The 21649-nt window shown below is 69.6% G+C and carries 21 protein-coding genes; 12 read left to right on the forward strand and 9 right to left on the reverse strand.

The genetic code is table 11. The features are described from left to right. Positions 1 to 6 precede the first annotated feature (6 nt). From EV193_RS05755 to EV193_RS05785, 7 genes are all read right to left on the reverse strand, one after another. A complete protein-coding gene (locus EV193_RS05755; protein WP_130342964.1) occupies positions 7 to 495 on the reverse strand; it encodes a hypothetical protein in 489 nt (162 codons plus the stop codon). 9 nt (positions 496 to 504) lie between these two features. Next, entirely contained in the window at positions 505 to 1131 is a 627-nt protein-coding gene (locus EV193_RS05760) for a DUF6461 domain-containing protein (RefSeq protein WP_130342965.1), read from the reverse strand. Between the two features lie 5 nt (positions 1132 to 1136). Continuing rightward, positions 1137 to 2468 carry a hypothetical protein gene (locus EV193_RS05765; RefSeq protein WP_130342966.1) on the reverse strand — a complete coding sequence of 444 codons (1332 nt, stop codon included), beginning with the start codon at positions 2466 to 2468 and terminating at the stop codon, positions 1137 to 1139. A gap of 213 nt (positions 2469 to 2681) precedes the next feature. Continuing rightward, positions 2682 to 4229: a S8 family peptidase gene (locus EV193_RS05770; protein WP_130343618.1), complete on the reverse strand. Its 1548-nt coding sequence runs from the start codon at positions 4227 to 4229 to the stop codon at positions 2682 to 2684. A gap of 188 nt (positions 4230 to 4417) precedes the next feature. After that, entirely contained in the window at positions 4418 to 4768 is a 351-nt protein-coding gene (locus tag EV193_RS05775; RefSeq protein ID WP_130342967.1) for a hypothetical protein, read from the reverse strand. A gap of 51 nt (positions 4769 to 4819) precedes the next feature. Continuing rightward, entirely contained in the window at positions 4820 to 5734 is a 915-nt protein-coding gene (locus EV193_RS05780; RefSeq protein WP_242613173.1) for a polysaccharide lyase, read from the reverse strand. A 43-nt stretch (positions 5735 to 5777) separates the two neighbouring features. Further along, on the reverse strand, positions 5778 to 6953 hold the full coding sequence (locus EV193_RS05785; RefSeq protein ID WP_130342968.1) for an ROK family transcriptional regulator: 1176 nt from the start codon (positions 6951 to 6953) through the stop codon (positions 5778 to 5780). 94 nt (positions 6954 to 7047) lie between these two features. On the opposite strand from EV193_RS05785, the gene EV193_RS05790 reads away from it, so the two are divergent. The 12 genes from EV193_RS05790 to EV193_RS05845 all read left to right on the forward strand — a co-directional run bounded on the left by EV193_RS05790 (position 7048) and on the right by EV193_RS05845 (position 19651). After that, positions 7048 to 8190 (forward strand): Gfo/Idh/MocA family protein, encoded by a 1143-nt coding sequence (locus EV193_RS05790; protein ID WP_130342969.1) that lies wholly within the window; start codon positions 7048 to 7050, stop codon positions 8188 to 8190. Beyond that, the gene (locus EV193_RS05795) at positions 8187 to 9665 is read left to right on the forward strand and encodes a sugar ABC transporter ATP-binding protein (protein ID WP_242613174.1); all 1479 of its coding nucleotides are present in this window, start codon (positions 8187 to 8189) and stop codon (positions 9663 to 9665) included. The genes EV193_RS05790 and EV193_RS05795 overlap by 4 nt, the downstream gene beginning before the upstream one ends. Before the next feature lie 2 nt (positions 9666 to 9667). Continuing rightward, positions 9668 to 10687, forward strand: coding sequence for an ABC transporter permease (locus EV193_RS05800; RefSeq protein ID WP_423202146.1), 1020 nt, complete (start codon positions 9668 to 9670; stop codon positions 10685 to 10687). After that, positions 10684 to 11661: an ABC transporter permease gene (locus EV193_RS05805; RefSeq protein ID WP_130342971.1), complete on the forward strand. Its 978-nt coding sequence runs from the start codon at positions 10684 to 10686 to the stop codon at positions 11659 to 11661. The genes EV193_RS05800 and EV193_RS05805 overlap by 4 nt, the downstream gene beginning before the upstream one ends. Before the next feature lie 25 nt (positions 11662 to 11686). Further along, positions 11687 to 12877, forward strand: a complete 1191-nt coding sequence (locus EV193_RS05810) for a substrate-binding domain-containing protein (RefSeq protein ID WP_130342972.1) — start codon at positions 11687 to 11689, stop codon at positions 12875 to 12877. 1 nt (position 12878) lies between these two features. Then, positions 12879 to 13742 carry a sugar phosphate isomerase/epimerase family protein gene (locus EV193_RS05815; protein WP_130342973.1) on the forward strand — a complete coding sequence of 288 codons (864 nt, stop codon included), beginning with the start codon at positions 12879 to 12881 and terminating at the stop codon, positions 13740 to 13742. Further along, positions 13739 to 14749, forward strand: a complete 1011-nt coding sequence (locus tag EV193_RS05820; RefSeq protein ID WP_130342974.1) for a sugar phosphate isomerase/epimerase family protein — start codon at positions 13739 to 13741, stop codon at positions 14747 to 14749. Before EV193_RS05815 ends, EV193_RS05820 begins: the two co-directional genes overlap by 4 nt. Positions 14750 to 14864: 115 nt before the next feature. Then, positions 14865 to 16298 carry a S1 family peptidase gene (locus EV193_RS05825; RefSeq protein WP_130342975.1) on the forward strand — a complete coding sequence of 478 codons (1434 nt, stop codon included), beginning with the start codon at positions 14865 to 14867 and terminating at the stop codon, positions 16296 to 16298. Between the two features lie 117 nt (positions 16299 to 16415). Next, positions 16416 to 17390 (forward strand): LysR family transcriptional regulator, encoded by a 975-nt coding sequence (locus EV193_RS05830; protein ID WP_130342976.1) that lies wholly within the window; start codon positions 16416 to 16418, stop codon positions 17388 to 17390. A 117-nt stretch (positions 17391 to 17507) separates the two neighbouring features. After that, positions 17508 to 17690, forward strand: coding sequence for a YegP family protein (locus EV193_RS05835; RefSeq protein WP_130342977.1), 183 nt, complete (start codon positions 17508 to 17510; stop codon positions 17688 to 17690). Between the two features lie 45 nt (positions 17691 to 17735). Further along, the gene (locus EV193_RS05840) at positions 17736 to 18539 is read left to right on the forward strand and encodes an alpha/beta fold hydrolase (RefSeq protein WP_130342978.1); all 804 of its coding nucleotides are present in this window, start codon (positions 17736 to 17738) and stop codon (positions 18537 to 18539) included. Further along, the gene (locus tag EV193_RS05845) at positions 18536 to 19651 is read left to right on the forward strand and encodes a lipase family protein (RefSeq protein WP_130342979.1); all 1116 of its coding nucleotides are present in this window, start codon (positions 18536 to 18538) and stop codon (positions 19649 to 19651) included. Before EV193_RS05840 ends, EV193_RS05845 begins: the two co-directional genes overlap by 4 nt. Here EV193_RS05845 and EV193_RS05850 read toward each other — a convergent pair. Continuing rightward, positions 19617 to 20369, reverse strand: coding sequence for a pyridoxal-phosphate dependent enzyme (locus EV193_RS05850; protein WP_165401254.1), 753 nt, complete (start codon positions 20367 to 20369; stop codon positions 19617 to 19619). The two genes, EV193_RS05845 and EV193_RS05850, sit on opposite strands and share 35 nt — an antisense overlap. A gap of 132 nt (positions 20370 to 20501) precedes the next feature. Then, a complete protein-coding gene (locus tag EV193_RS05855; RefSeq protein WP_130342981.1) occupies positions 20502 to 21476 on the reverse strand; it encodes a type VII secretion protein EccE in 975 nt (324 codons plus the stop codon). Between the last annotated feature and the right edge of the window lie 173 nt (positions 21477 to 21649).

Here is a 21649-nt window from a genome sequence, read left to right on the forward strand (position 1 = left end):
CTGGGATCACCAGCGCTGGATGCGGGCCAGGCCGTCGAGCCAGAGGCGGGCGGCGTTGTCGGAGCTGGGATCGAGGTGGGTGGAGACGGTGCCGGCGGCCAGGGCGACGGCGGCCACCAGCGCGGACCGCTGGGTCAGGTCGGCGTCGCGGTACAACCGGGACAGGCCGGGCAGCAGCGTCGCGTCACTGCTCAGGTCGACCCGCGCGCTGACGTGGTCGATGCCGCTGACGACCGTGGCAAACCGTTGCGGGGTCAGCTTTTCCGCGGCGGTGCGCAACCGTTTCGGCGTCGCCCGGGACACCGCCGGGCCGGGTTCGCCGAAGCTGGGGAACTCGATCGGGAACACGGCGCCGGCTCGGGCCACCGCCAGCACGGCCTTCTCCCGCCCGGGCGTCAGGTCGGCCGGGGCCGCCTGCGCGGTCTGCGCGCCGAGGAGGCCGATCCCGCCGATCCCGGCGGCGGAGGTGATGAACAAACGACGATTCACCGACATGGAGACTCCTCAGGAACGGGGTGGGAAGCCGGGCAGCGGATAGCGGTAGAGGTGCTCGCGGTACGCGGTGGGCAGCGGCTCGGCGTAGCGCTCCCGGGACAGCCGCACGCCGAACCGTTCGGTCAACAACTCCAGCGCGGGTACCAGTTCGCCGCCCGTGAACAGGTCGCCGGTGACCAGGCCGGCGGCCCGCAGTTCGGTGTCCAGAAAGCCGGGTTCCCGGCCGACCCGGGTCTCGTAGGGCTGGCCGACCCCGAACGAGACGACGACTCCGCCCTCACGCAGATACGTCACCGTGCCGAATCCCTTGGCGTTGAAGCTGACGCACACCACGTCGGTGGTCGCGGCCAGCCGCAGCGCGATGTTGTCCTGCTCGCCCTTCATCTGGATGAACTCGATCGCGACCGTCCATCCGGCGTCCTCGGCGACCCTGATCCACTGCGGCCCCTCCTCGTAGCCCGCCGTGGACAGCACCGGATCGGTGTCCACCTGCTCCGGTGTCATCGGCCGCGCCGAGGACGGGTCGAGGTCGAACGCGCGGAACATCTCCTCCGGTGCGAGCCCCTTGGCGAAGGTGAGACAGCCGCCGGGGGAGAACGGCGAGTCGCCGGTGATCACCCAATCCCAGTCGCCCATGATGGCTACTGGTCCACTCTGATCCAGAACCCGTCCCGGTCCACCAACCGGTTGGCGGTGACCAGGTTGCCGAACCGGCCGCCGACGCTCGAGTTCAGCCTTCCGGGGATGTGGGCGCGCACGCACGGCTCGGTGAACGTCGGGTTGCCCAGTGGCACGGTGTTCGGCCAGTCGGTGGCCAGCACGCCGGTGGGGTTGGGGATCTGCACCGCCGTGCCCTGCGCGCACTGGCTGCCGCTGGTGATGCCGCCGTAGTTGGCCGGGTTCTCGTAGGTCGCGGCGAACGGGAACTCGTCGCAGGTGTCCCGGTCCGGAGGGGTGTACTGACTCAGCGCCGCGTTCATCTGCTCGTCGTACACCATGTCACCGCACATGATCCGCCGGCCGGTGTCGTAGTTCGGCTGGTAGTGCAGCGGCTTGCCGTCCTCCTCGCGGCCCCAGTGCCGGCTGAAGCCCTGCGCCCAGGCGACCATCCACGCCGACGAGCCGGACTGCGCGATCGAGAGCTGCAAGGTGGGCGTGAAGTCCTGGTTGACGCAGCCCCTGTTGATGTTTCCGTTGCCAGTGACGCGCGAGTCGCAGCGGCCGACCAGGTACAGGTCGTCGAACGACCAGGCCGGCACGTCCGGCTGCGGCGCTCCGACCAGGCGCACGCCGAGGTTCCGGTGCTCGAACCGCGCGGTGTCCTCGGTGGCGGCCGGGCCGTCGTCCTCCTCGGTCCACACGTTCTCGTAGGTGAAGCGGGGGACGAAACGCACCAGTTCGCCGTCGGGTCTGGTCGAGGAGACGACGTGGCACTCGGTGCCCGGCGTGCCGGTGCAGCCGGAGAAGACGCGGGCGTCCAGGCCGTTCTCCAGTGTGCCCCAGCCGCCGCTCTTCACCGCGACCGTGGCGCCGTGCTCCCACCGCAGGGTCGACCGGTCATACCGGCTCCACTGCAGGTTCTCCAGGTTCATCCAGCCGGTGACCACCACGACCCCGTTCGGCCGCGTGGTGGTGGTGAACACCTCCCACACGGTGTCCGAGCAGGACAGGAAGCGGGTCGGTGTCGGGTTGTAGTCGGGTCCGGCCTGGAACTCGCATTCCGGCGGGTACGCGAGGTTCACCCGGGGCGTCGTACGCGGGCCGGTCCTGGCGTTGTCGCGGCCCTTGCGCACGCACAGCTTGTCGTGCGCGTTCTCGGCGACACAGACAGCGCCCGCCGCGGCGTCTGATGCCGTCGGCGGGCGCTGTTGGGCCTGCGCTGGAACCGCGGCCACGCTGAACACGACGAGCATGAGTGTCAGCGCGACCGCGCAGGTTCTCTTTCTGACAGTGCTCTTTCGGGCAGCGAGCATGGCGACTTTCCTCCCGTGAAGACACCAATGACTGCAGAAACGCGGCTGACCCGCGTGCCCCAAAAGCTCCCCCGGGACATTTCCATCAGACCCGCGAAAAACGCGTAGTTCAACGTGATCATCGCTGATTGGGCTCAATGGCCTATCGGTCGAACATGGCCATGCTCACGACGCGACAGTTATCGGCGAATCGCGTTGTCTCGCCGTGACAGTTCAGCCGGTAAACGTCCAGCTGTCGAGATGGCCGGTGTCGAACGGGTTCTCGTCGCGCACCCGCAGCGTCCAGGTCCCGCCGGCCGGGTACGCCGACAGATCGCGGGTGTAGGTCGTGTGCAGATCCTTGACGCCGTCCGAGGGGTTCGCCGCCCTCAGGTTGATCACCGCGCCGGTCGGAGCGATCAGGTCGATGGACACGTCGCCGCGCCAGGAATGCTTGACGCTGACCGTGATCCGGGCCTCCGGCGACGCGGCACGCGGGCAGTTCGCGATGGTGACCGAACTCGTCACCGCGGCGCCGGCGTCCGGGATCGCCACGTCGGTGCCGTTGGTCGCCGTGCACAGGGTCGCCGGCGGGGGAGTCGTGCCGACCGCGTTGGCGTAGAGCAGCTTGTTCGGCGTGCTGGGCGGTACCGCGCTGACCTTGTCGCGGGAGGCGTTCGCGACGAGGTGACCCTTCACCTGTGCCGGGCCGGCGGTGGGGTTGGCCGACAGGTACAGCGCCGCCGCGCCGGCGACGTGCGGGGTCGCCATCGACGTGCCGCTGATGGTGGAGGTGGACGTGTCGCTGTCCTTCCACGCCGAGGTGATGCCGACACCGGGTGCGTACAGATCGGCGCAGGGGCCGAAGTTGGACCACGGCGCCGGTGCGTCCTGGTTGTCCGTCGCCATCACCGTGATCGCCGGCGCGTTCAGACCGCCCATGCGCGCGGGCGACTGGGTGCACGCGTTGGCCGGGTTGCCGAGGATGCCGTTGTCCGCGGCGACGGAGTAGCTCACGCCGGCGTCGACCGATCGCCGCACCGCGTCGTCGAGCGCGGCCGAGCCGAATCCGCCGAGGCTCATGTTCGCCACGGCCGGCTTCTGCGCGTTCGCCGTGACCCAGTCGATGCCCGCGATGATGCCCTCGTAGGAACCGGAGCCGCCGCAGTCGAGCACCTTGACGGCCTTGATCCGCACCCCCTTCGCCACGCCGTGCGCGGTGCCGCCGATGGTGCCGGCGACGTGCGTGCCGTGCCCGTGGCAGTCGCTGTTGACGCCGTCGCCCGTGGTGTTCGTTCCCCAGCTGGCGCGGCCGCCGAAGTCCTGGTGCGACACGCGGATCCCGGTGTCCAGGACGTAGGCGGTGACGTTGCCCGCCACCGTCGAGTAGCTGTACTTGTGATCAAGGGGCAGGTTGACCTGGTCCACCCGGTCCAGCCCCCAGGACGGCGGATTCGGTTGGTCGGCGGCGACGCTGACCCGCCGGTTCCGCTCCACGTAGGCGACGGCCGGGTCGGCGGCCAGCCTCCTGGCGTCCGACTCGCTCAGCCTCGCCGCGTAACCGTGCAGTGCCGATGAGAAGACTCGCGTGATCTCCGCGTCGTAGACGGCCGCGTGCGCGTTCACCGCGGTACCGGGTTTCAGCACGACGATGTAGCTGCCGTCGATGACGTCCCCGCCGCCGGCGCCGAGGACGACGCCCTGCGCCGCCCCGGCGGACGGCTGGTTCACCAGCGTGGTCAGCACCGCCGCCACACTCACGGCGACCGTCCTTGCCCACATTCGTCTTCGTCTGCTCACGTGACTCCTCCCAAGCCAAAAGGTGATCCCCCGCCCGGAACGAGGCTATGAGGAGAGGAGCGCGCGCAGACAGCCTCGACGATCAGTTCGGCGCCGTCATCGGAATTCCTGTCACCAGCTGCGGGAATTGACGCGGGCGAGCTATCCGAATGCGCAAGAATTCCCGGAAATCACTGCCCGCGCGCCACCTGCGCCCGGTGCCACACGACCGGCACGCCGTCGACCTCCGAGACCCGGTCCTCGGCGGGTACCTCCTCCGAGACGCCCACCGCGATCACCGGGCGACCTCCGCACTGGCTGACGCCGATCCGGGTGACGTTGGGTGTGTCGGCCAGCTTCGCGGACAGTTGTCCTTTGGCCGCAAGGGCTTTCTGTGGTGTCACCGCTGGGGCGTTCCCGAGTGCCGCGCACGCCTCCTGCACCGTCGCGGGCAGGTTCCCAGACCCGTCACCGCACGCCGCCGCGGTGACCATGACGAGCGCGACCAGCGCGCACCCCGCTCCACGAAGACGTCGGTTCACGGTCGGGAAAATACCGGAGACCTCGCGGCGTCCGCGAGAACTCCGGTGGTCTCAGCCGATCTTTGTCGTATCCGCCTGAAAATTGCGGAACTGCGCGTTCACGTCCCTGCGTGGCCCCCACTCGGTGGCATGGCCGCCGAAGAACGTGGAGAAGAAGACGCCGGCGAACGGAATGCCGCTGATCTGGGAGATTCCGTTCTCCTGCAGCACCTGCTTGTTGTCGTACCAAACAGTGAGCGTTCCGGTCCTCCGGTCGACGGACTGCTCGATGGAATGCCACTGTCCGTCGGACTGCCAGTTCCACGCGCCGGTCCCGACGTCCTTGCCGTAACCGTCGCCGAGCGAGGGGTCGTAAACGTACAGGCAGCCTTTCGGTTGGTCGCCGCGGACGCGCCACATGTATCGGGTGGACCAGGCCTGGCCGTGCTGTCCGCCGCTCGCCTGACCGGGCGGGCCGCCGTAGAGGCCGGGCAGTTTGCCGCCCTTGGTGCCGAAGTCCCAGTCGGTCGGGAACTTCACCTCGTAGCGCAGGTGCACGGTCGGCGCGTCGGCGAGATCGGGCCGGCCCAGGTCGCGGAAATTGGTGTAGAACTGCCCGCCGCCCTCGCTCGGGCAGTCCTTGCACGACGGTGCGGAGGAACCCTTGCCGTAGAAGACGTTCAGCTCCTGGCCCTGCGGCGTCATCCGGTCGAAGCCGAAGTCGCCCTCGTCGACGAAGCCCCACTTCTGCTTCCACGACGTACTCGGGAAATCACTGAAATCGCCGGTCCACGGGGCGGCCTTCGGTGTGTCCGCCGTAGCCGCGAGACCCGGCGCGGTGGAAATGGTGAGCAGTGAAGCGAACACAATTCCGAAATTGAGGCCGGTGCGCCGGGTTTTGGAGAAATGCCGATTTATTCTCACACGAATGCCTCCTCGCATACCGTTGGCAGCATTGAGCACACCACAGGGCAACAGGTTGGTCAATAGTACGTGAGTGGGATTCATGAATGTGAATAAGGGCGCGGATTCAGGCGAGTTGGCGATCCACCTCGGCGGGGGACAGGGCGTGCTGAATGACCATGGCCGCAGCACCCAGCACGCCCGCGTCCACGCCGACCTGAGCGGGAATGATCCGCAGGTGCTCGGTGGCCAGCGGCAGCGAGCGGCGGTAGATCGACTCGCGCACACCGGCCAGCAGCATCTCGCCGGCCGCCGCCAGGGAGCCGCCGACCACGATCAGCGACGGGTTGAACATGCTCACGCAGGCGGCCAGCACGTCTCCGATGTCCCGGCCGGCCTGTCGTACGGCCTGGCTCGCCTCGAGGTTGCCCGACCGCACCAGTGCGACCACGTCGGAGCTGGTCTGAGCCGCGATTCCCTTTGCTCGCAAGGAAGTCGCGATCGCGGGCCCGCTCGCGATGGCCTCGAGACAGCCGCTGTTCCCGCAGCGGCACAGCACCTCGCCGCCGCGGGGCGCCGCGACGTGCCCGAGGTCGCCGGCCGCCCCGACCGCGCCGCGGTGCAGCACGCCGTTGCTGATGAACCCCGAGCCGATACCGGTCGCGACCTTCACCACGATCATGTCGTCCGCGTCCGGGAACGACTTGGTGTGCTCGCCCAGCGCCATCAGGTTGACCTCGTTGTCCACGAGCACCGGGACACCGAATTCCGCACCGACCCGCGCGGGCACGTCGTAGCCGTCCCAGCCGGGCATGATCGGCGGATTCTTCGGCCGCCCGGACGAGTGCTCGACCGGGCCGGGCAGGCCGATGCCGATTCCGGCGACCCGCATCGCCGCGAGGTCGTCCCGCTTGAGCAGCTCCCGCCACGCCTGAACCAGTTGGGAGAGAACGGTTTTCGGGCCGTCGGCGATGTCCAGGCGCAGCTTGCTGGTGGCCAGCGGCGAGTCGGTCAGGTCGGTCACCGCCAGCGTCGCGTGGGTCGCGCCCACTTCGGCGGCGAGCACGATCCTGGCTCGTGCGTTGAACACGACCTGGCCGGCCGGGCGCCCGCCGGTGGACACGCCACTGCGGTCGCGGACGAAGCCGGCGTCGAGCAGCGCGTCGAGTCTGGTCCGGACGGTGGATCGGGCCAGGCCGGTCTCCAGGGTCAGCTCGGCGCGGGTTCGGGGCGCGCCGTCCAGCAGCAGCCGGAGCAGTTGCCCTGGTGACGCGGCGTTCGGGTGCCGAGGTTCGTCGCTCATCCCGGCAAGTCAAGCACACCGGAGCCGATGTTTTGGGCAACGACCGTCATACTTTTGGTTGACAGTCGCCAATAGTCTCCATACGGTTCGCCCCATGACTGTGACCCACGGAACACTCGCGGCCGGAGGGGGTCAGCTCGGCGCCAGGACGCTGCGAACCGCCGTGGTGGGCGCCGGGTTCATGGGCTGGGTGCACGCCGAGTCCGCACGGCGCGCCGGCGGCCGGGTCGTCGGGGTCACCTCGGGCAAGCCGGGCAAGGCCGCCGACGCCGTGGCTGCCGCCGCGGCCGCGGTCGGCGCGGACCGGGGATACCCGGACCTGGAGAGCATGCTCGCCGACGCCGCGATCGACGTGTTGCACGTGTGCACGCCCAACAGCTCGCACGCCGAGATCGCGGGGAAGGCGCTGGCCGCCGGCGTGCACGTGGTCTGCGAGAAGCCGTTGGCCACCGATGTCGCCGACGCGGCGACACTGGTCACGGCGGCGGCCGGCGCCGGGCGGGTGGCCGCCGTTCCGTTCGTGTACCGGTTCCATCCGATGGTTCGCGAGATGCGGGCCAGGCTCGCCGCGGGCCAGGCCGGCATCGTGTCCACGGTCATCGGCGGCTACCTGCAGGACTGGCTGGCCGGCTCGGCGGATCGCGACTGGCGGGTGGACCCGGCGTTGGGCGGGCCGTCCCGGGCGTTCGCCGACATCGGCTCGCACTGGTGCGACCTGTTCGAGTTCGTCAGCGGCGACCGGATCGCCCGGCTGTCCGCGCAGACCGTGGTGGTGCGGGACCGGGGCGGGTCGGGCGAGTCCAACGAGGACCTCGCGACCGTCCAGTTCGCCACCGCGTCCGGAGTGGTCGGCGTACTCGTCGTGTCGCAGGTGGCCGCCGGGCGCAAGAACCGGCTGCACCTGGAGGTCTCCGGGACCGACGCGAGCTTCGGGTTCGACCAGGAGGACCCGGAGCGGCTGTGGGTCGGCGCGCGCGAGGGCAATCGCGTGCTGATGCGCGACCCGGACACGCTGTCGCCGGGTGCCGCCCGGTACACGCGGCTGCCGGCCGGCCATGCCCAGGGCTATCAGGACTGCTTCGACGCGTTCGTGGCCGACACCCACAGCGCGATCCGCGGCGAGGACCTGGTCGACGGGCTGCCGACGTTCGCCGACGGTCTGCGCGCGGTGCGGATCACCGACGCGGTGCTGCGGTCGGCCGCCTCCGGTGGTGCCTGGACGGAGGTGCCGGCGTGACCGTCTCCCTCGAAGGGATCACCAAGAGCTTCCTCGGCGTGCCGGTGCTGCGCGGTGTGGATCTCGAGTTGCGCGCCGGCGAGGTGCACGCGCTGGTGGGGGGGAACGGTGCCGGCAAGTCCACGCTGCTGAAGGTGCTGGCCGGGGTGCACCGGCCGGACTCGGGCCGGATCGTGGTGGGGGACAAGGAGAAGACGTTCGCCGCGCCGCGCGACGCGCAGGCCGCCGGGATCGCGATCATCCACCAGGAATTCAATCTTCTCGAAAATCGAACGGTCGCCGAGAACGTGTTCCTCGGCCGCGAACCGGTGCGGCGCGGCCAGGTCGACCGGCGCGCGATGCGGGCCGAGACGGCGAAGCTGCTGGACTGGCTCGGCGAGGACGGCATCGATCCGGCCGTCGAGGTGGCGCGGTTGTCGGTGGCGCGGAAGCAGGTCGTGGAGATCGTCAAGGCGCTGTCGACCGAGGCGACCGTGCTCGCCATGGACGAGCCGACCGCCGCCCTGGCCGACCACGAGGTGGAGCTGCTCTACGACCTGGTGCGCCGGCTGCGTGAACGCGGGATCGCGATTCTCTATGTGTCCCACCGGATGCGCGAGGTCTTCGATCTCAGCCAGCGGATCACCGTGTTGAAGGACGGCGCGTTCGTGGTGTGCTCCGCGACCGAGGACCTGACCTCCGACCAACTCGTGCGGCACATGGTCGGCCGCCCGCTCGACGCGCTGTACCCGGAGCGCCCGGCGGAGGTCGGCGAGGTGCGATTGTCCTTGCGTGGCGCGGGAAACGCGCGGGTCCGCGACCTGAGCTTCGACATCCGCGCGGGGGAGATCGTCGGCCTGGCCGGGCTGCAGGGGTCCGGCCGGTCGGCGATCGCCCGTGCCATCTGGGGCGTCGAGCCGTTCACCACCGGCGTCATGGAACTGGACGGCGCGCCGGTCCGGGTGACCCGCCCGCGCGCGGCCGTCCGCAAGGGCATCGGCTATGTCACCGAGGATCGCAAGGGCGAGGGGCTGGCGTTGCGGCAATCGGTGCGGGACAACGCTTTGCTCGTCCGGCGGGCGGCGCTGCGGGGTGCTGTGTCCCGGCGCAGTGGCGATCTGGCGGCACTGTTGAAGTCGGTCGCGGTGGTGTCCCGGGGACAACACCAGGAGGTGCGGTACCTGTCCGGTGGCAATCAGCAGAAGGTCGTGCTGGGCAAGTGGCTCGCCGTCCGGCCGAGGGTGCTGATCGTGGACGAGCCGACCCGCGGTATCGACGTGGGCGCCAAGCAGGCCGTGTACCGGCTGTTGCGCGATCTGGCCGCGGACGGCGTGGCGATCCTGATGATCTCCTCCGAGCTGCCGGAGCTGATCGGCATGAGCGACCGGATCCTCGTGATGCACGACGGCGCCATCGCGGGCGAACTGCCGGCCGGCGCGTCCGAGGAGGCCGTCATGGGGCTGGCCACCGGGCACGCGATCGGAGACGTGGCATGAGCCTGCTCCAGGAGACCCCTTCGCGCCCGCGTCGTGCGTCCTCGGTGCGGGCGCGAAGGTTCACCCTCACACCGACCACGACCGTGTACCTCGCGCTGGTGGCGCTGCTGATCATCGGCAGCGTTCTGGTGGCGATCGACGGCGGCGTGCTGCTGGACCAGGGCGGCATCCTCAACATCCTCACCCGCAGCACGGTGCTCGGGCTGGTCGCGATCGGCCAGACCATGGTGATCGTCACCGGCTCGCTGGACCTGTCGGTGGCCTACCTGGTCGGGCTGTGCTCGCTGGTGGCCGCCGAGACGATGGCCGGCAGCGAGTCGATGATGGTGCCCGGGGTGCTGCTGGCCCTCGCCGTCGCCGCCGTGGTCGGGCTGATCAACGGGCTCGTGATCACCGTGCTCAAGGCGCACGCGTTCATCGCCACGCTCGGGATCGCGTTGGTGATCAAGGGATATCTCGAGCACACCTACACCGGCCCGGCGGGCAGCGTGCCGCGCACGTTCCAGCATCTCGGGTACGACCGGATCGGGCCGGTCCCGATCGCGGCACTGCTGATGCTGCTGATCGGCGCCGGCGCGTGGTGGTACCTGCGGCGCACCCGCCCGGGCTACCACATGTACGCCGTGGGCGGGGACCTCGAGGTGGCGCGGCTGTCCGGGGTGCGCACCGGTCGCACGATCGTCATGGCGCACGTGCTGTGCGCGGTCGCGGCCGGGCTCGCGGGTGTGTTCCTGGCCAGTCGCCTGGGTTCCGGCGCGCCGTACGTCGGCACGGACGCCGGGTACGACCTGGAGTCGATCGCGGCGGTGGTGCTCGGCGGGACCGTGCTCGCCGGCGGCCGCGGCGGTGTGGTGGGCACCATCGGCGGCGTCCTCATACTGTCCACTTTGGACACGATCTTCGACGATCTCGCGGTCGACCCGTTCTTCAAGGACGTGGTGCGCGGGGTCGTGCTCATCGTCGCGGTGGCGCTGTACGCCCGCCGCCAACTGGCTGGCCAACTGTCCGGGAGGTCGGCGTGAGGTGGCGGCCGAGGTTGGCGGAGGGCACCGCACCGGTCCTGGTCGTGCTCGCGCTTCTGTTGGTGGCACTGGCTTTCGCGGGTTCGGCCTACTCGGAGCCGGCCGGCTATCTCGCGTTGCTTAAGCGGGCAGCGCCGCTGGTGATCCTGGCGATCGGCCAGTACTTCGTGATCGTGTCCGGCGGGTTCGACCTGTCGGTCGGCTCGCTGGTCACCGCTGAGGTGGTGATCGCCGCCCGGCTGATCGACGGCGACGACGCGAACACGGCGTGGGTGATCGCGCTGCTGCTCGGCTTCGGCATCCTCGTCGGACTGGTCAACGGACTGATCACCACCCGCCTGCTGGTGCCGTCCTTCATCGTGACGCTCGGCATGTTGCTGGTGCTCGACGGCGCGGTGTTCCTGTGGTCGGGCGGCGCGCCGAGGGGTGCGCTGTCGCCGTCGTTCCGGGTGTTCGGCCGGGGCGGGGTGGACGTGCCGGTGCTCGGCCAGGTGCCGTGGTCGGTGATCATCCTGCTGGTCGTGCTGATCGCCGCGGTGCTGTTCATGCGCGGCGGTACCGGTCGCACGCTGGTCGCGGTGGGGGACAACGAGAACGCCGTGCGGCTCGCCGGCGGGCGGGTGGAAGCGTTGCGGCTACTGGCTTTCGTGCTCTCCGGCGTGCTCGCCGCGCTGGCCGCGATCCTGCTCGCCGGGTTCGCCGGAGTGTCCGCCCAAGTCGGGCAGGGCCTGGAGTTCCGGGCCATCACCGCCGTGGTGCTCGGGGGTGTCCTGCTCGGCGGCGGGCGCGGCTCGGTGGTCGCCGCCGCGGCGGGCGCGCTGTCCCTGGAAGCACTGTTCTCGTTGCTGAACCTGCTCGGCGTGCCGGCCGCACTCGAATCCGCCGTGCAGGGCGTGATCATCATCGCCGCGGTCGCCTACGCGAACCTCGGCGGCCGTCTCCGCCTGCGCAAACCGAGTCCCAGCGTGCCCTGAATCCCCACCACCGCAAGGAGAACCGATGAACAGGAAATGGTCCGTCGTGGCCGTCGCGGGACTGCTCGCGATGGCCGGGTGCGCCAGCGACTTACCGGATCAGGGACCGGGCGGCTCGGCCACCCGCGCGGCCGACCCGTCCAAGTCGGACTACTTCGACCAGGCGGAGTTCGACCGCCAGCTCAAGTTCCGCACCGCCGCGGCGGTCGGCCTGGACGGCGGCGACGGCGCGGGCAAGCCGTGGGAGCAGATGCTCGACCCGAAGCTGGTCGACACCGCGAAGTTCGCCAAGCCCGGCGGCAACTACCACGTGTGCTTCTCCAACGCCTCGGTGGACAACCCGTGGCGGCAGGTCGGCTGGAAGACCATGCAGGAGGAGGTGAAGCTGCACCCGGAGATCACCAAGTTCACCAACCTGGACGCGGAAGCCAAGGACGACAAGCAGATCAGCGACATCCAGTCGTTCGCCACCCGGCAGTGCAGCGCGATCATCATCTCCCCGAACACCACCGCGACGCTGACGCCCGCCGTGGAGTCGGCGTGCAAGATCGGCGTGCCGGTGATCGTGTTCGACCGCGGCGTCAAGACCGACTGCCCGGTGACCTTCGTCCACCCCATCGGCGGGTTCGCGTTCGGCGTGAACGGCGCGGAGTTCCTCAAGGAGAAGGTGGCACCCGGCGGCAAGATCTTGGCGCTGCGCATCCTGCCCGGCGTGGACGTGCTGGAGACGCGATGGGCCGGCGCGAACAAGGTCTTCGAGGGCAGCGGGTTGAAGGTGGTGGGCGTCCGGTTCACCGACGGCGACGCGGCCAAGACCAAGAGCATCGTCAACGAGTACATCCAGCGTGAAGGCACGATCGACGGCGTGTGGATGGACGCCGGCGCCACCGCGGTGGCCGCGGTGGAGGCGTTCCAGGACGCGGGCAAGCCGATCCCGCCGTTCGTCGGCGAGGACCAGCAGGACTTCCTGCGCATGTGGGTCAAGGAGAAGATGACCGCCATCGCGCCCACCTATCCGACCTACCAGTGGCGCACCCCGATCATCGCGGCGGTGCGGATCCTGGCCGGCAAGCAGGTTCCCAAGGAATGGGTGCTGCCGCAGCCGAAGATCACTCAGGACACCCTGCAGAGCTATCTCAAGCAGGACATGCCGCCGCTGCACTACGCGATGTGCGGGTGCGAGTCGATGCCGAGCTACCCGGGGGCGTGGAAGTAGCTTGCCCGCGATCGGTGTCAGTACCTGGGTGTGGGCCTCGCCGTTGACCGACGAGGTGCTCGCCGACCTGGCCGTCCGCGCGGCCGGGTGGGGCTTCGACGTCCTCGAACTCCCCGTGGAGAACGTCGACGACTGGAGCCCTGCCCGTGCCGCGCGGGTGCTCGGTGATCACGGGCTGGGTGCGACCGTCTGCCTGGTGATGCCGCCGGGCCGGGAGCTGGTCGCCGCATCGGATCAGGTGATCGCGTCCACACAGGACTATCTGCGGCGGGTCGTGGACATCGCCGTGGAGGTGGGTTCGCCGGTGATCGCCGGACCGGCGTACGCGTCGGTCGGCCGGACCTGGCGGCTGTCCGAGCGCGAGCGCGTCGACACGATCCGGCGGCTGCGCGACAACCTCGTCCCGGTTGTGGAGCACGCGCGTGCGGCCGGTGTGCGGGTCGCCGTCGAACCGCTCAACCGGTACGAGACCAGCCTGCTCAACACGATCGGGCAGACCCTCGACGCGCTCGACGGCCTGCCCACCGACGGCTGCGGGGTGGCCGTCGACGTCTACCACCAGAACATCGAGGAACGACATGTCGGCGACGCGATCCGGTCCGCGCGTGGCCGGATCGCGCACGTCCAGGTGTGCGCGAACGACCGGGGCGCACCGGGTGCCGATCACCTCGACTGGCCGGATTTCCTTGCCGCACTTGAGGAATCCGGCTACTCGGGTCCGCTGTGCATCGAGTCGTTCACCGCGCACAACGAGTCCATCGCCACCGCCGCGTCGATCTGGCGCCGTCTCGCGTCCACACAGGACGCTCTAGCCGTCGACGGGCTGCGGTTCCTCCGAGCTCTCATGAAGGAGTCCACTCGATGAGTCGACCGATCACCCTGTTCACCGGGCAGTGGGCCGATCTGCCGTTCGAGGAGGTGTGCGAGCTGGCCGCCGGGTGGGGCTACGACGGCCTGGAGATCGCCTGCTCCGGCGACCACTTCGAGGTCGACCGCGCGCTGTCCGAGGACGGGTACGTGGAGGAGAAGCTCGCGCAGCTCGAACGGCACGGGCTGGCGGTGTACGCGATCTCGAATCACCTTGTGGGGCAAGCGATCTGCGACGATCCGATCGACTTCCGGCACCAGGCGATCCTGCCCGCCCGGGTCTGGGGCGACGGCGAACCGGAGGGCGTGCGGCAGCGCGCGGCCGCGGACATGGAGGACGCGGCACGGGCCGCGGCGAAGCTCGGCGTGGACACCGTCGTCGGGTTCACCGGCTCGAAGATCTGGAAGTACGTGGCGATGTTCCCGCCGGTGCCGCAGGAGGTCATCGACGACGGCTACGCGGACTTCGCCCGGCGCTGGGACCCGATTCTGGACGTGTTCGACGAGGTCGGCGTCCGGTTCGCGCACGAGGTGCACCCGTCCGAGATCGCGTACGACTATTGGACCACCCGGCGTGCCATGGACGCGCTGAACAATCGGCCGGCGTTCGGTTTGAATTGGGACCCGTCGCATTTCGTGTGGCAGGACCTTGACCCGGTCGGGTTCATTCTGGATTTCGCCGACCGGATCTACCACGTCGATTGCAAGGACACCAAGAAGCGCTTCGACGGCCGCAACGGACGCCTCGGCTCGCACCTGCCGTGGGCGCATCCTCGGCGCGGCTGGGACTTCGTGTCCACCGGTCACGGCGACGTGCCGTGGGAGGAGTGTTTCCGTGCGCTCAACGCGATCGGCTACCGCGGGCCGATCTCGGTGGAGTGGGAGGACGCCGGCATGGACCGGCTGCGCGGCGCGGCCGAGGCCGTCGGCTTCATCAGGAATCTGGTGTTCGAACAGCCCACCACGGCGTTCGACGCCGCGTTCGCCAGGCGTGATATGACCTAAATGTTATCTCCCCTCTGAGTTGTCGTGGTGGTTACGGTCGCGGCGCTGGCCGGTCAATGCTCGAGAACCGGTGGCTATCCGTATTTTCCGCCCCTGCGCTTCGAGGAGAAACGGTATGGCAGGAAAGGCACTCACCACACTGACGGCCGCGCTACTGGTGTCCGGCGTGGCTCTCGCGATCACCCCGTCCGCGGCCGCCGCGCCGACCCCCGACCCCGACATGTTCAGCGCGCTGCAACGCGATCTCAGCTTGACCGCCGAGGCCGCCGGTGTGCGCCTTGACAACGAATCCCGTGCGGCGACAGCGGACCGTTCGCTGCGCAAACGACACGGCGACCGGCTCGGCGGCAGCTGGTTCGACGGCGACAAGCTGGTCGTCGCGGTCACCGACACGACGCTGATCGGCGCGGTGCGCGACGCCGGGGCCGAGGCGAAGGTGGTCACCCGGTCCGAACGGGAACTCGACCGGCTCAAGGCCGCGATGGACTCCCGCAAGGGCGAGGCGCCGCGCACGATTCCCGGCTGGTTCGTCGACGTCACGTCCAACACGATCACCGTGCAGTCCCGCGCGCACGCGACGGACGCGGCGCGCGAATTCGTGGCGGCCAGCGGTGTGCCGGCCGACGCCGTCCGGATCGTCCACTCCGACGAGATACCGCGTCCGTTGATCGACGTCGTCGGCGGCAACGCCTACTACATCGGCAGCGGCACCCGCTGTTCGGTCGGATTCACGGTCAACGGCGGCTTCGTGACGGCCGGCCACTGCGGCAGGACCGGCGCCACGACGAGCCAGCCGAGCGGATCGTTCGCCGGTTCGAGCTTCCCGGGCAACGACTACGCCCACGTTCGCGTGGCGGCCGGCAACAATCTCATCGGCGCGGTCAACAACTACGCCGGCGGCCGGGTGGCGGTGGCCGGATCCCAGGACGCCCCGGTCGGCTCGTCCATCTGCCGGTCCGGCTCGACCACCGGCTGGCGCTGCGGCACCATCCAGGCCCGCAACGCGTCGGTCACCTACCCGCAGGGCACCGTCAGCGGCCTGATCCGCACCAACGCGTGCGCGGAACCGGGTGACTCCGGCGGATCGGCGATCTCGGGCAGCCAGGCGCAGGGCGTCACGTCCGGCGGGTCCGGCAACTGCAGTTCCGGTGGCACCACGTTCTTCCAGCCGGTCAACGAGATCCTGCAGACCTACGGGCTCACGTTGATCACCGACGGCGGCAACCCGCCGGGCGAGCCGTGCACCGGATCGCAGAACACGTACAACGGATCGGTCGCCCAGGGAGCCACGTCGGTGCAGCCGAACGGCTCCAACTACCAGTCCACCGCGGCCGGCACGCACAGCGGCTGCCTGGACGGTCCGGACGGCGCCGACTTCGATCTGTACCTGCAGAAGTGGAACGGCAGCAGTTGGGCCGAGGTGGCCAGCGGCACCAGCCCGGGGCCGGACGAGACGGTCGACTACAACGGCACGGCCGGCTACTACCGCTGGGTCGTGCACGCGTACAGCGGGTCGGGCAACTACACGCTCGGCACGCGCAAACCCTGACCCCGGAAGCGATTCCGGGCACCTGAATGGCTTCGGCGGCGGCTCGACGTTCGGCCGCACCCCCGATCGGGCCGCCGCCGAGCCCACTTGTGTGGTGAATCGTCCTACTGTCTTCCCATGGAGCTCGAGCTTCGGCATTTCAAGATCGTCTGCGCGGTGGCCGACACCGGGAGCATCACGAAAGCCGCCGCCCGGCTGGGCCTCGCTCAGCCGGCGCTCACCGCTCAGCTGCGCCGGATCGAGCGTGCGCTCGGCGGCCCGCTCTTCGAACGTGACCACCGCGGCACCCGGCCCACCCCGCTCGGTGATCTCGTGCTCGACCGCGCGCGGATGCTGTTGCCCGCGGTGTCGGAGCTGAAGGAGGAGGCCGTCCGGCTGGCCAACCAGGCGTCGGCGTCCGGAGCGTTGCCGGCCCGATTACAGCTCGGCTCCACGAACGGACCGGCGCGCGGTGGGCTGATGCACCACCTCGCCGTCGACTACCCGACGATCCGGGTCACCATGCGGACCTCGTGGTCCTCGGACGATCTCGCCGTGAAGGTGGCCGACGGCACGCTCGACTTCATCGTGATCGGCGTGTGCGGGAACGGTGCGCCGCCGGCACAATCGGGCGTCAGCTGGCGGACCATGTCGCTCGACCCGGTGTTCGTGCTGATGGCCGAGCACCACCGGCTGGCCGACCGGGCGGAGGTGGACCTCGCCGATCTGGCCGCCGAGCAGTGGGCCGCGACGCCGGGCGACGGCTGTTTCGCCGGGTGCTTCGCCGCGGCGTGCGCCAAGGCGGGGTTCGCGCCGCGCACGCTGTACGAGGTGGACGTGGCCTCCTGCGTCGACCTCGCGTCGGACGGCGACGCCGTGGTGCTGTGCCAACCCACGTTCCGGATGCCGGCCGGCGTGGTGACCGTGCCGCTGGCCGGACAGCCGCTCACCTGGCTGCAGGTCATCGGGTGGCGCCGGGACTCGCCGGCCTCGGAGTTCGCCGAACGTCTGCTGGAGATCGCCGGCAAGGGGTACACCGACGCGATCGAGCGGACTCCGCACTACGGCGCCTGGCTGGACCGGCATCCGGCGTTCGGCCTCGTCAGGTCGTGATCGCGGTCGGCGGCCACGACATTCGCGCGATGACCCACGATCCCGATCTAGTCGGCGGATGTGCCGTAACGGAGTCACACTGAGGGAGCACGGTCCGAGATCGAAAGGAGATACGTCGTGGCTGCGAAGTTCGAGCTTTACAACGACAAGGCCGGCAAATTCCGATTCCGTTTGAAGGCCGGCAACGGTGAAATCGTCGCGACCGGCGAGGCGTACGAGACGAAGGCCAGTGCGCTCAAGGGTGTGGACGCGGTCAAGCGGGCCGCCGCCAACGCCGAGGTCGACGACAAGACGGACTGACCCTCCTCTGGACAAGGGTGCACCGATCGGTGAACACTACTGTCTATGGTGGTGTTCGAGTTCGACGGTCTGACGATCGCCTACGACCACGCCGGCACCGGCGATCCGATCGTGTTCCTGCACAACCTCGGCGGCGATCGTGGCATCTGGTCGGCCCAGTTCGACGCGCTGGCCGCCACGCGCAGCGTCTACGCGGTGGACTGGTTTGGCTACGGCGACTCCACCGTTCCCGATGACGGCTACACCATCGACCGCTATCTGCGGCTGCTCGCCGCGTTTGTCGAGGCACACGACCTGCGCGACGTGACGCTCGTCGGCAACTGCTTCGGCAGCGCGATGTCGTTGCTGCACGCCCGGCGGAATCCGGCCGGCGTGCGGGCGCTGGTGCTGGTCAACCCGCTGACCGCGGCCACGCTGCGCCCCACGAGATCCGGCTTGGCCGCCCGTGCGCTGCGCCGAGTCCCGCTCGACCCGCTCGGCCGCGCGCTCCGCCTGCCGTCGGCGATCGCCGGTCTGGTGGTGCGCGAGCAGTTGGGCGGCAGAACCGGCGGCGAGGTGGTCGCCTCGTTGCGGCGGCGGTGGACCGAGCCACGCCGGCTGCTGCCGATCACCGCGATCCTGCGCGAACTCCCGCGACTTGCCGAACTCGACACCTTTCGGCCCGACGGCGATTTTCCGCCGATCACCACCGTCTGGGGCGAGCGCAACCGCGTGCTGTCGGCCGCCGCCGGACGCCGGCTGGACACCACGCTCCGGCCCGATCGGTCCCTGGTGCTGCCGCGCTGCGGGCATCTCGCCATGGTCGAGGACCCCGACCCGGTCACCGACGCCGTGCGCGCCGCCGCATGATCCGCGCCGCCGTCACCGTGACCGCCGCGATCGCGGCACTCGTCGCCGCGCCCACCGCACCCGCAGCGGTGGGTGCGCCCGGCGAGGTCATCGGCGTGGCACCGCTGCCTGGCCAGCATTGGTTGCCCGGCACCGGCAAGGCGTACCGGCTGACGTACCGCACGACCGGACCGTCCGGCCCGGCGTCGAGCACCGGCGCGCTGTTCGTGCCGAGGGGAACACCGCCGCCCGGCGGGTGGCCGGTGATCTCCTGGGCGCACGGCACGTTCGGCATCTCCGACGCGTGCGGGCCGTCCACGACCGGCACCAACGAGCGGGACACCGTCCACCTCGCGGCTTTGCTCGAGCAGGGGTACGCCGTCGCCGCGACCGACTACATCGGGCTCGGCGCCGGCGGGGTGCACCCGTACCTGGACGGGCGGTCCGAGGCGCACGCCGTGATCGACATCGTCCGCGCGGCGTCCACAGTGGACAGTGCGGTGTCCAGGACATGGGTCGTCGCAGGGCATTCCCAGGGCGGGCACGCGGCGCTGTTCACCACCAAGATCGCCCCGACGTACGCGCGGGAACTGGACTTCCGCGGCGGCGTGGCGACCGCGGCGCCGAGCAACATCACCGCCGTACTCGCCCTCGCCGCGCCGGGCGAGCCGGTCCCGTTCGCCACCACGTTGCTCACCTACATCCTGGCCAGCTTCGAGACGACCCGGCCCGACGTGGACATGGAGCCGTACCTGTCCGACCGCGGTCTGCGGGCGATCAGCGACGCGCGCCGGTTGTGCTACCGCGACCTGGAGAAGACTCTGGTCGGCGTGACGGTCGGTCAACTGCTGCGCAAACCGCTCGCGCTCGGTGACTTCCTCCCGGCCGCGCGCCAGGCAATGGAGCCGCCGTCGCACGGCTACGAGCGCCCGTTCTTCGTCGGCCTCGGCACGTTCGACTGGCTGACTCCATTGACCGGCAAGCTGCTCGCCGAATTCGCGCTGCACGGCGAGCCGGTGACCGCCAGGTTCTATCCGAGCGATCACGACAACACGATGGACCTGTCCCGCGCCGACACGATTCCCTATGTTCGGTGGCTCATCGGGCGACGTTCCACCACAGGTCCTGGTTAGCCGCGTCGCGCTGGATCAGCGGCCAGAGTTTGGCGTCGTAATGTGTGTTGGATGGGACGGGCGGCGTGACGGCGCAGGGTTCGAGGAATGCCTCGCTCGCTCGCCGCACACTGACGCCGGGCAGGTCCGCCAGTTCGTGAACACGCGCGTCGGCCGGGTCGAGCACACCGACATCGACGCAGGTCAAGCTGATCCCCTCGGGCAGAACGTCGAGCATCGCCCTGGCGAAGGTCCCACTGCCCACCGGCAGCCACACGCGCTCCGGCGTGTATCCGAGATCATTCGTGATGTGTGCCCATTCGCGCCGCAATGTCGCGCGAAGACATCGTATGAACCCGGTGTCGCCGAATCCGAGCGGCAGCTTCACGCAATCCGCCTCGCGATCGCGATAGGCGGAGGCCGCCTTTTCGGCGAGCGCCAATGTCGCACAGGGTTCAATGGTGGCACCATAGGAACGCGCCAATAACGAGAACTCGTGGTAGGAATCGCCGAGCTGCTGGCAGAACAGGACGCAGTCGATCTCCATTCGCCGGCACACATAAGCGAGCGCCACCTGCGCGAACCCCGGCGCCGGGCTGGCGTAGACGACCGACCTGGCACCGCCGGCCACGATGTCGGTCAGATGCGCGGCCAACGCGCGCTGTTTCGTGCCACCGGGCAACAGGTCGTCCCGGACGACGGTCACGGTGCCTGCCGGGGTCTCCAGCGTGGACAGCACGGCTCGGGGTGACAGTTCGTCAGCGTGGCTGTTCGTGATCATGATCATGGTGATCAGTTACGCCAGGACCGGACGAACGGTTCAATGGCGGCGGGCCGGCTGCGGCGACCTGACTCGTCTTCGACTGTTTCCTCAGTGCTTGACGATCGCGTGAGTGAGATTTCTCGGGGTGCCGCCGAATGGGAGGCTCAGGTGGACTCCGGCCGCTTGCCGGCCCGACAGCGGTCTGACTGTCGCGGTGCTCAACATTGTCGAGCGTGCGGCCATGGCGCGTTGATGATCGCGGGCGACGATTCGGACGGCGGCGCGAATCGTGGCGAGCTTTCCGGTCATTTCCACGGACAGGGCGACAATGGTTCGGTCGGCCGGGCCGGTCGACGCGGCGGCCAGCAGGTGCTCCCAGTGTTGGGGTGATCGTGGCGCCGCGGCGAGCACGCAGTGTGCGGCCGCCGGCGTGATCCACGCGTCGGTGCGAAGTTGGCCCTGATGGCTCGCGTCGCCGAGGGTCAGCACGGCGTCTCGCAGCGCGTTACGGGGAAGGATCGACGTCCGGATTCCGCGCTGTGTCAGGACGGCGCGCAGCCGCAGTGCCGTGGCGGCCGCTGCTTTGGACGCGCCGTGCGCTCCGCCGCCGCGGGCGGTGGTGGCGTCCGGCGCGAACAGCGGTTCGTGTCGAACGGCGAGCAGCAGGCGACGCCGTTTCTGGCTGTGTTCGACCAGTATCTGCAGGCCACTGGGGGTGGCGGGGTCGGAGGCCAGGTGCTCGGTGAGGGCCGCGAGATCGAGTGTGGGCAGGGCGGTGTGCTCGAGTTCCAGCACGGCGGCGAACCCCTGCCCGTCGGTGAGGATGCCGACCGGTGGCGAACTCTGGATCGAGCATTCGGTGAGGCGGGCGCTCGGGAGTATGCCGGCCAGCGCACCGAGTTCCGCGGTGGCTGCCGGGGCCGGTGGACCCGACGGGACGGTGGGGTGCGTGCGGTCGAGTTTGCCCAGCGGGGAGACCGCCAGCACGGTCAGCAGCAGGCCGGCGGCGGCGAGGGCGACACCGCCGGCCATCGACCCGGAATCGAAGACCGCCAAACCGGCCACCGCGACCGCGAGACCCACTTCCGCGACGATTATCCGGCCGCACGAAAGAATGGTGGAACCGAATTTTCGGTCGGTGATCACAGGGCCTCCCTCTGGTGCCTTTTCCTACGTTCTTGCCGTATTCGGCAGCCGCGCCCGGCGTGTGTGTGCTACCAATAAGTCAGGGCCGTCCCGCGCATTCCAGAAAAGCG

The sequence above is a fragment of the Herbihabitans rhizosphaerae genome, assembly GCF_004216555.1.
GTDB classification, from domain to species: Bacteria; Actinomycetota; Actinomycetes; order Mycobacteriales; family Pseudonocardiaceae; genus Herbihabitans; species Herbihabitans rhizosphaerae.

Bases quoted from the DNA above. Each gene is read 5' to 3' on its own strand.
- EV193_RS05760 (WP_130342965.1), bottom strand. From the start codon at position 1,131: ATGGGCGACTGGGATTGGGTGATCACCGGCGACTCGCCGTTCTCCCCC.
- EV193_RS05840 (WP_130342978.1), top strand. From the start codon at position 17,736: ATGGTGGTGTTCGAGTTCGACGGTCTGACGATCGCCTACGACCACGCC.
- EV193_RS05770 (WP_130343618.1), bottom strand. From the start codon at position 4,229: ATGTGGGCAAGGACGGTCGCCGTGAGTGTGGCGGCGGTGCTGACCACG.
- EV193_RS05820 (WP_130342974.1), top strand. From the start codon at position 13,739: ATGAGTCGACCGATCACCCTGTTCACCGGGCAGTGGGCCGATCTGCCG.
- EV193_RS05845 (WP_130342979.1), top strand. From the start codon at position 18,536: ATGATCCGCGCCGCCGTCACCGTGACCGCCGCGATCGCGGCACTCGTC.
- EV193_RS05765 (WP_130342966.1), bottom strand. From the start codon at position 2,468: ATGCTCGCTGCCCGAAAGAGCACTGTCAGAAAGAGAACCTGCGCGGTC.
- EV193_RS05790 (WP_130342969.1), top strand. From the start codon at position 7,048: ATGACTGTGACCCACGGAACACTCGCGGCCGGAGGGGGTCAGCTCGGC.
- EV193_RS05755 (WP_130342964.1), bottom strand. From the start codon at position 495: ATGTCGGTGAATCGTCGTTTGTTCATCACCTCCGCCGCCGGGATCGGC.
- EV193_RS05810 (WP_130342972.1), top strand. From the start codon at position 11,687: ATGAACAGGAAATGGTCCGTCGTGGCCGTCGCGGGACTGCTCGCGATG.
- EV193_RS05825 (WP_130342975.1), top strand. From the start codon at position 14,865: ATGGCAGGAAAGGCACTCACCACACTGACGGCCGCGCTACTGGTGTCC.
- EV193_RS05785 (WP_130342968.1), bottom strand. From the start codon at position 6,953: ATGAGCGACGAACCTCGGCACCCGAACGCCGCGTCACCAGGGCAACTG.
- EV193_RS05830 (WP_130342976.1), top strand. From the start codon at position 16,416: ATGGAGCTCGAGCTTCGGCATTTCAAGATCGTCTGCGCGGTGGCCGAC.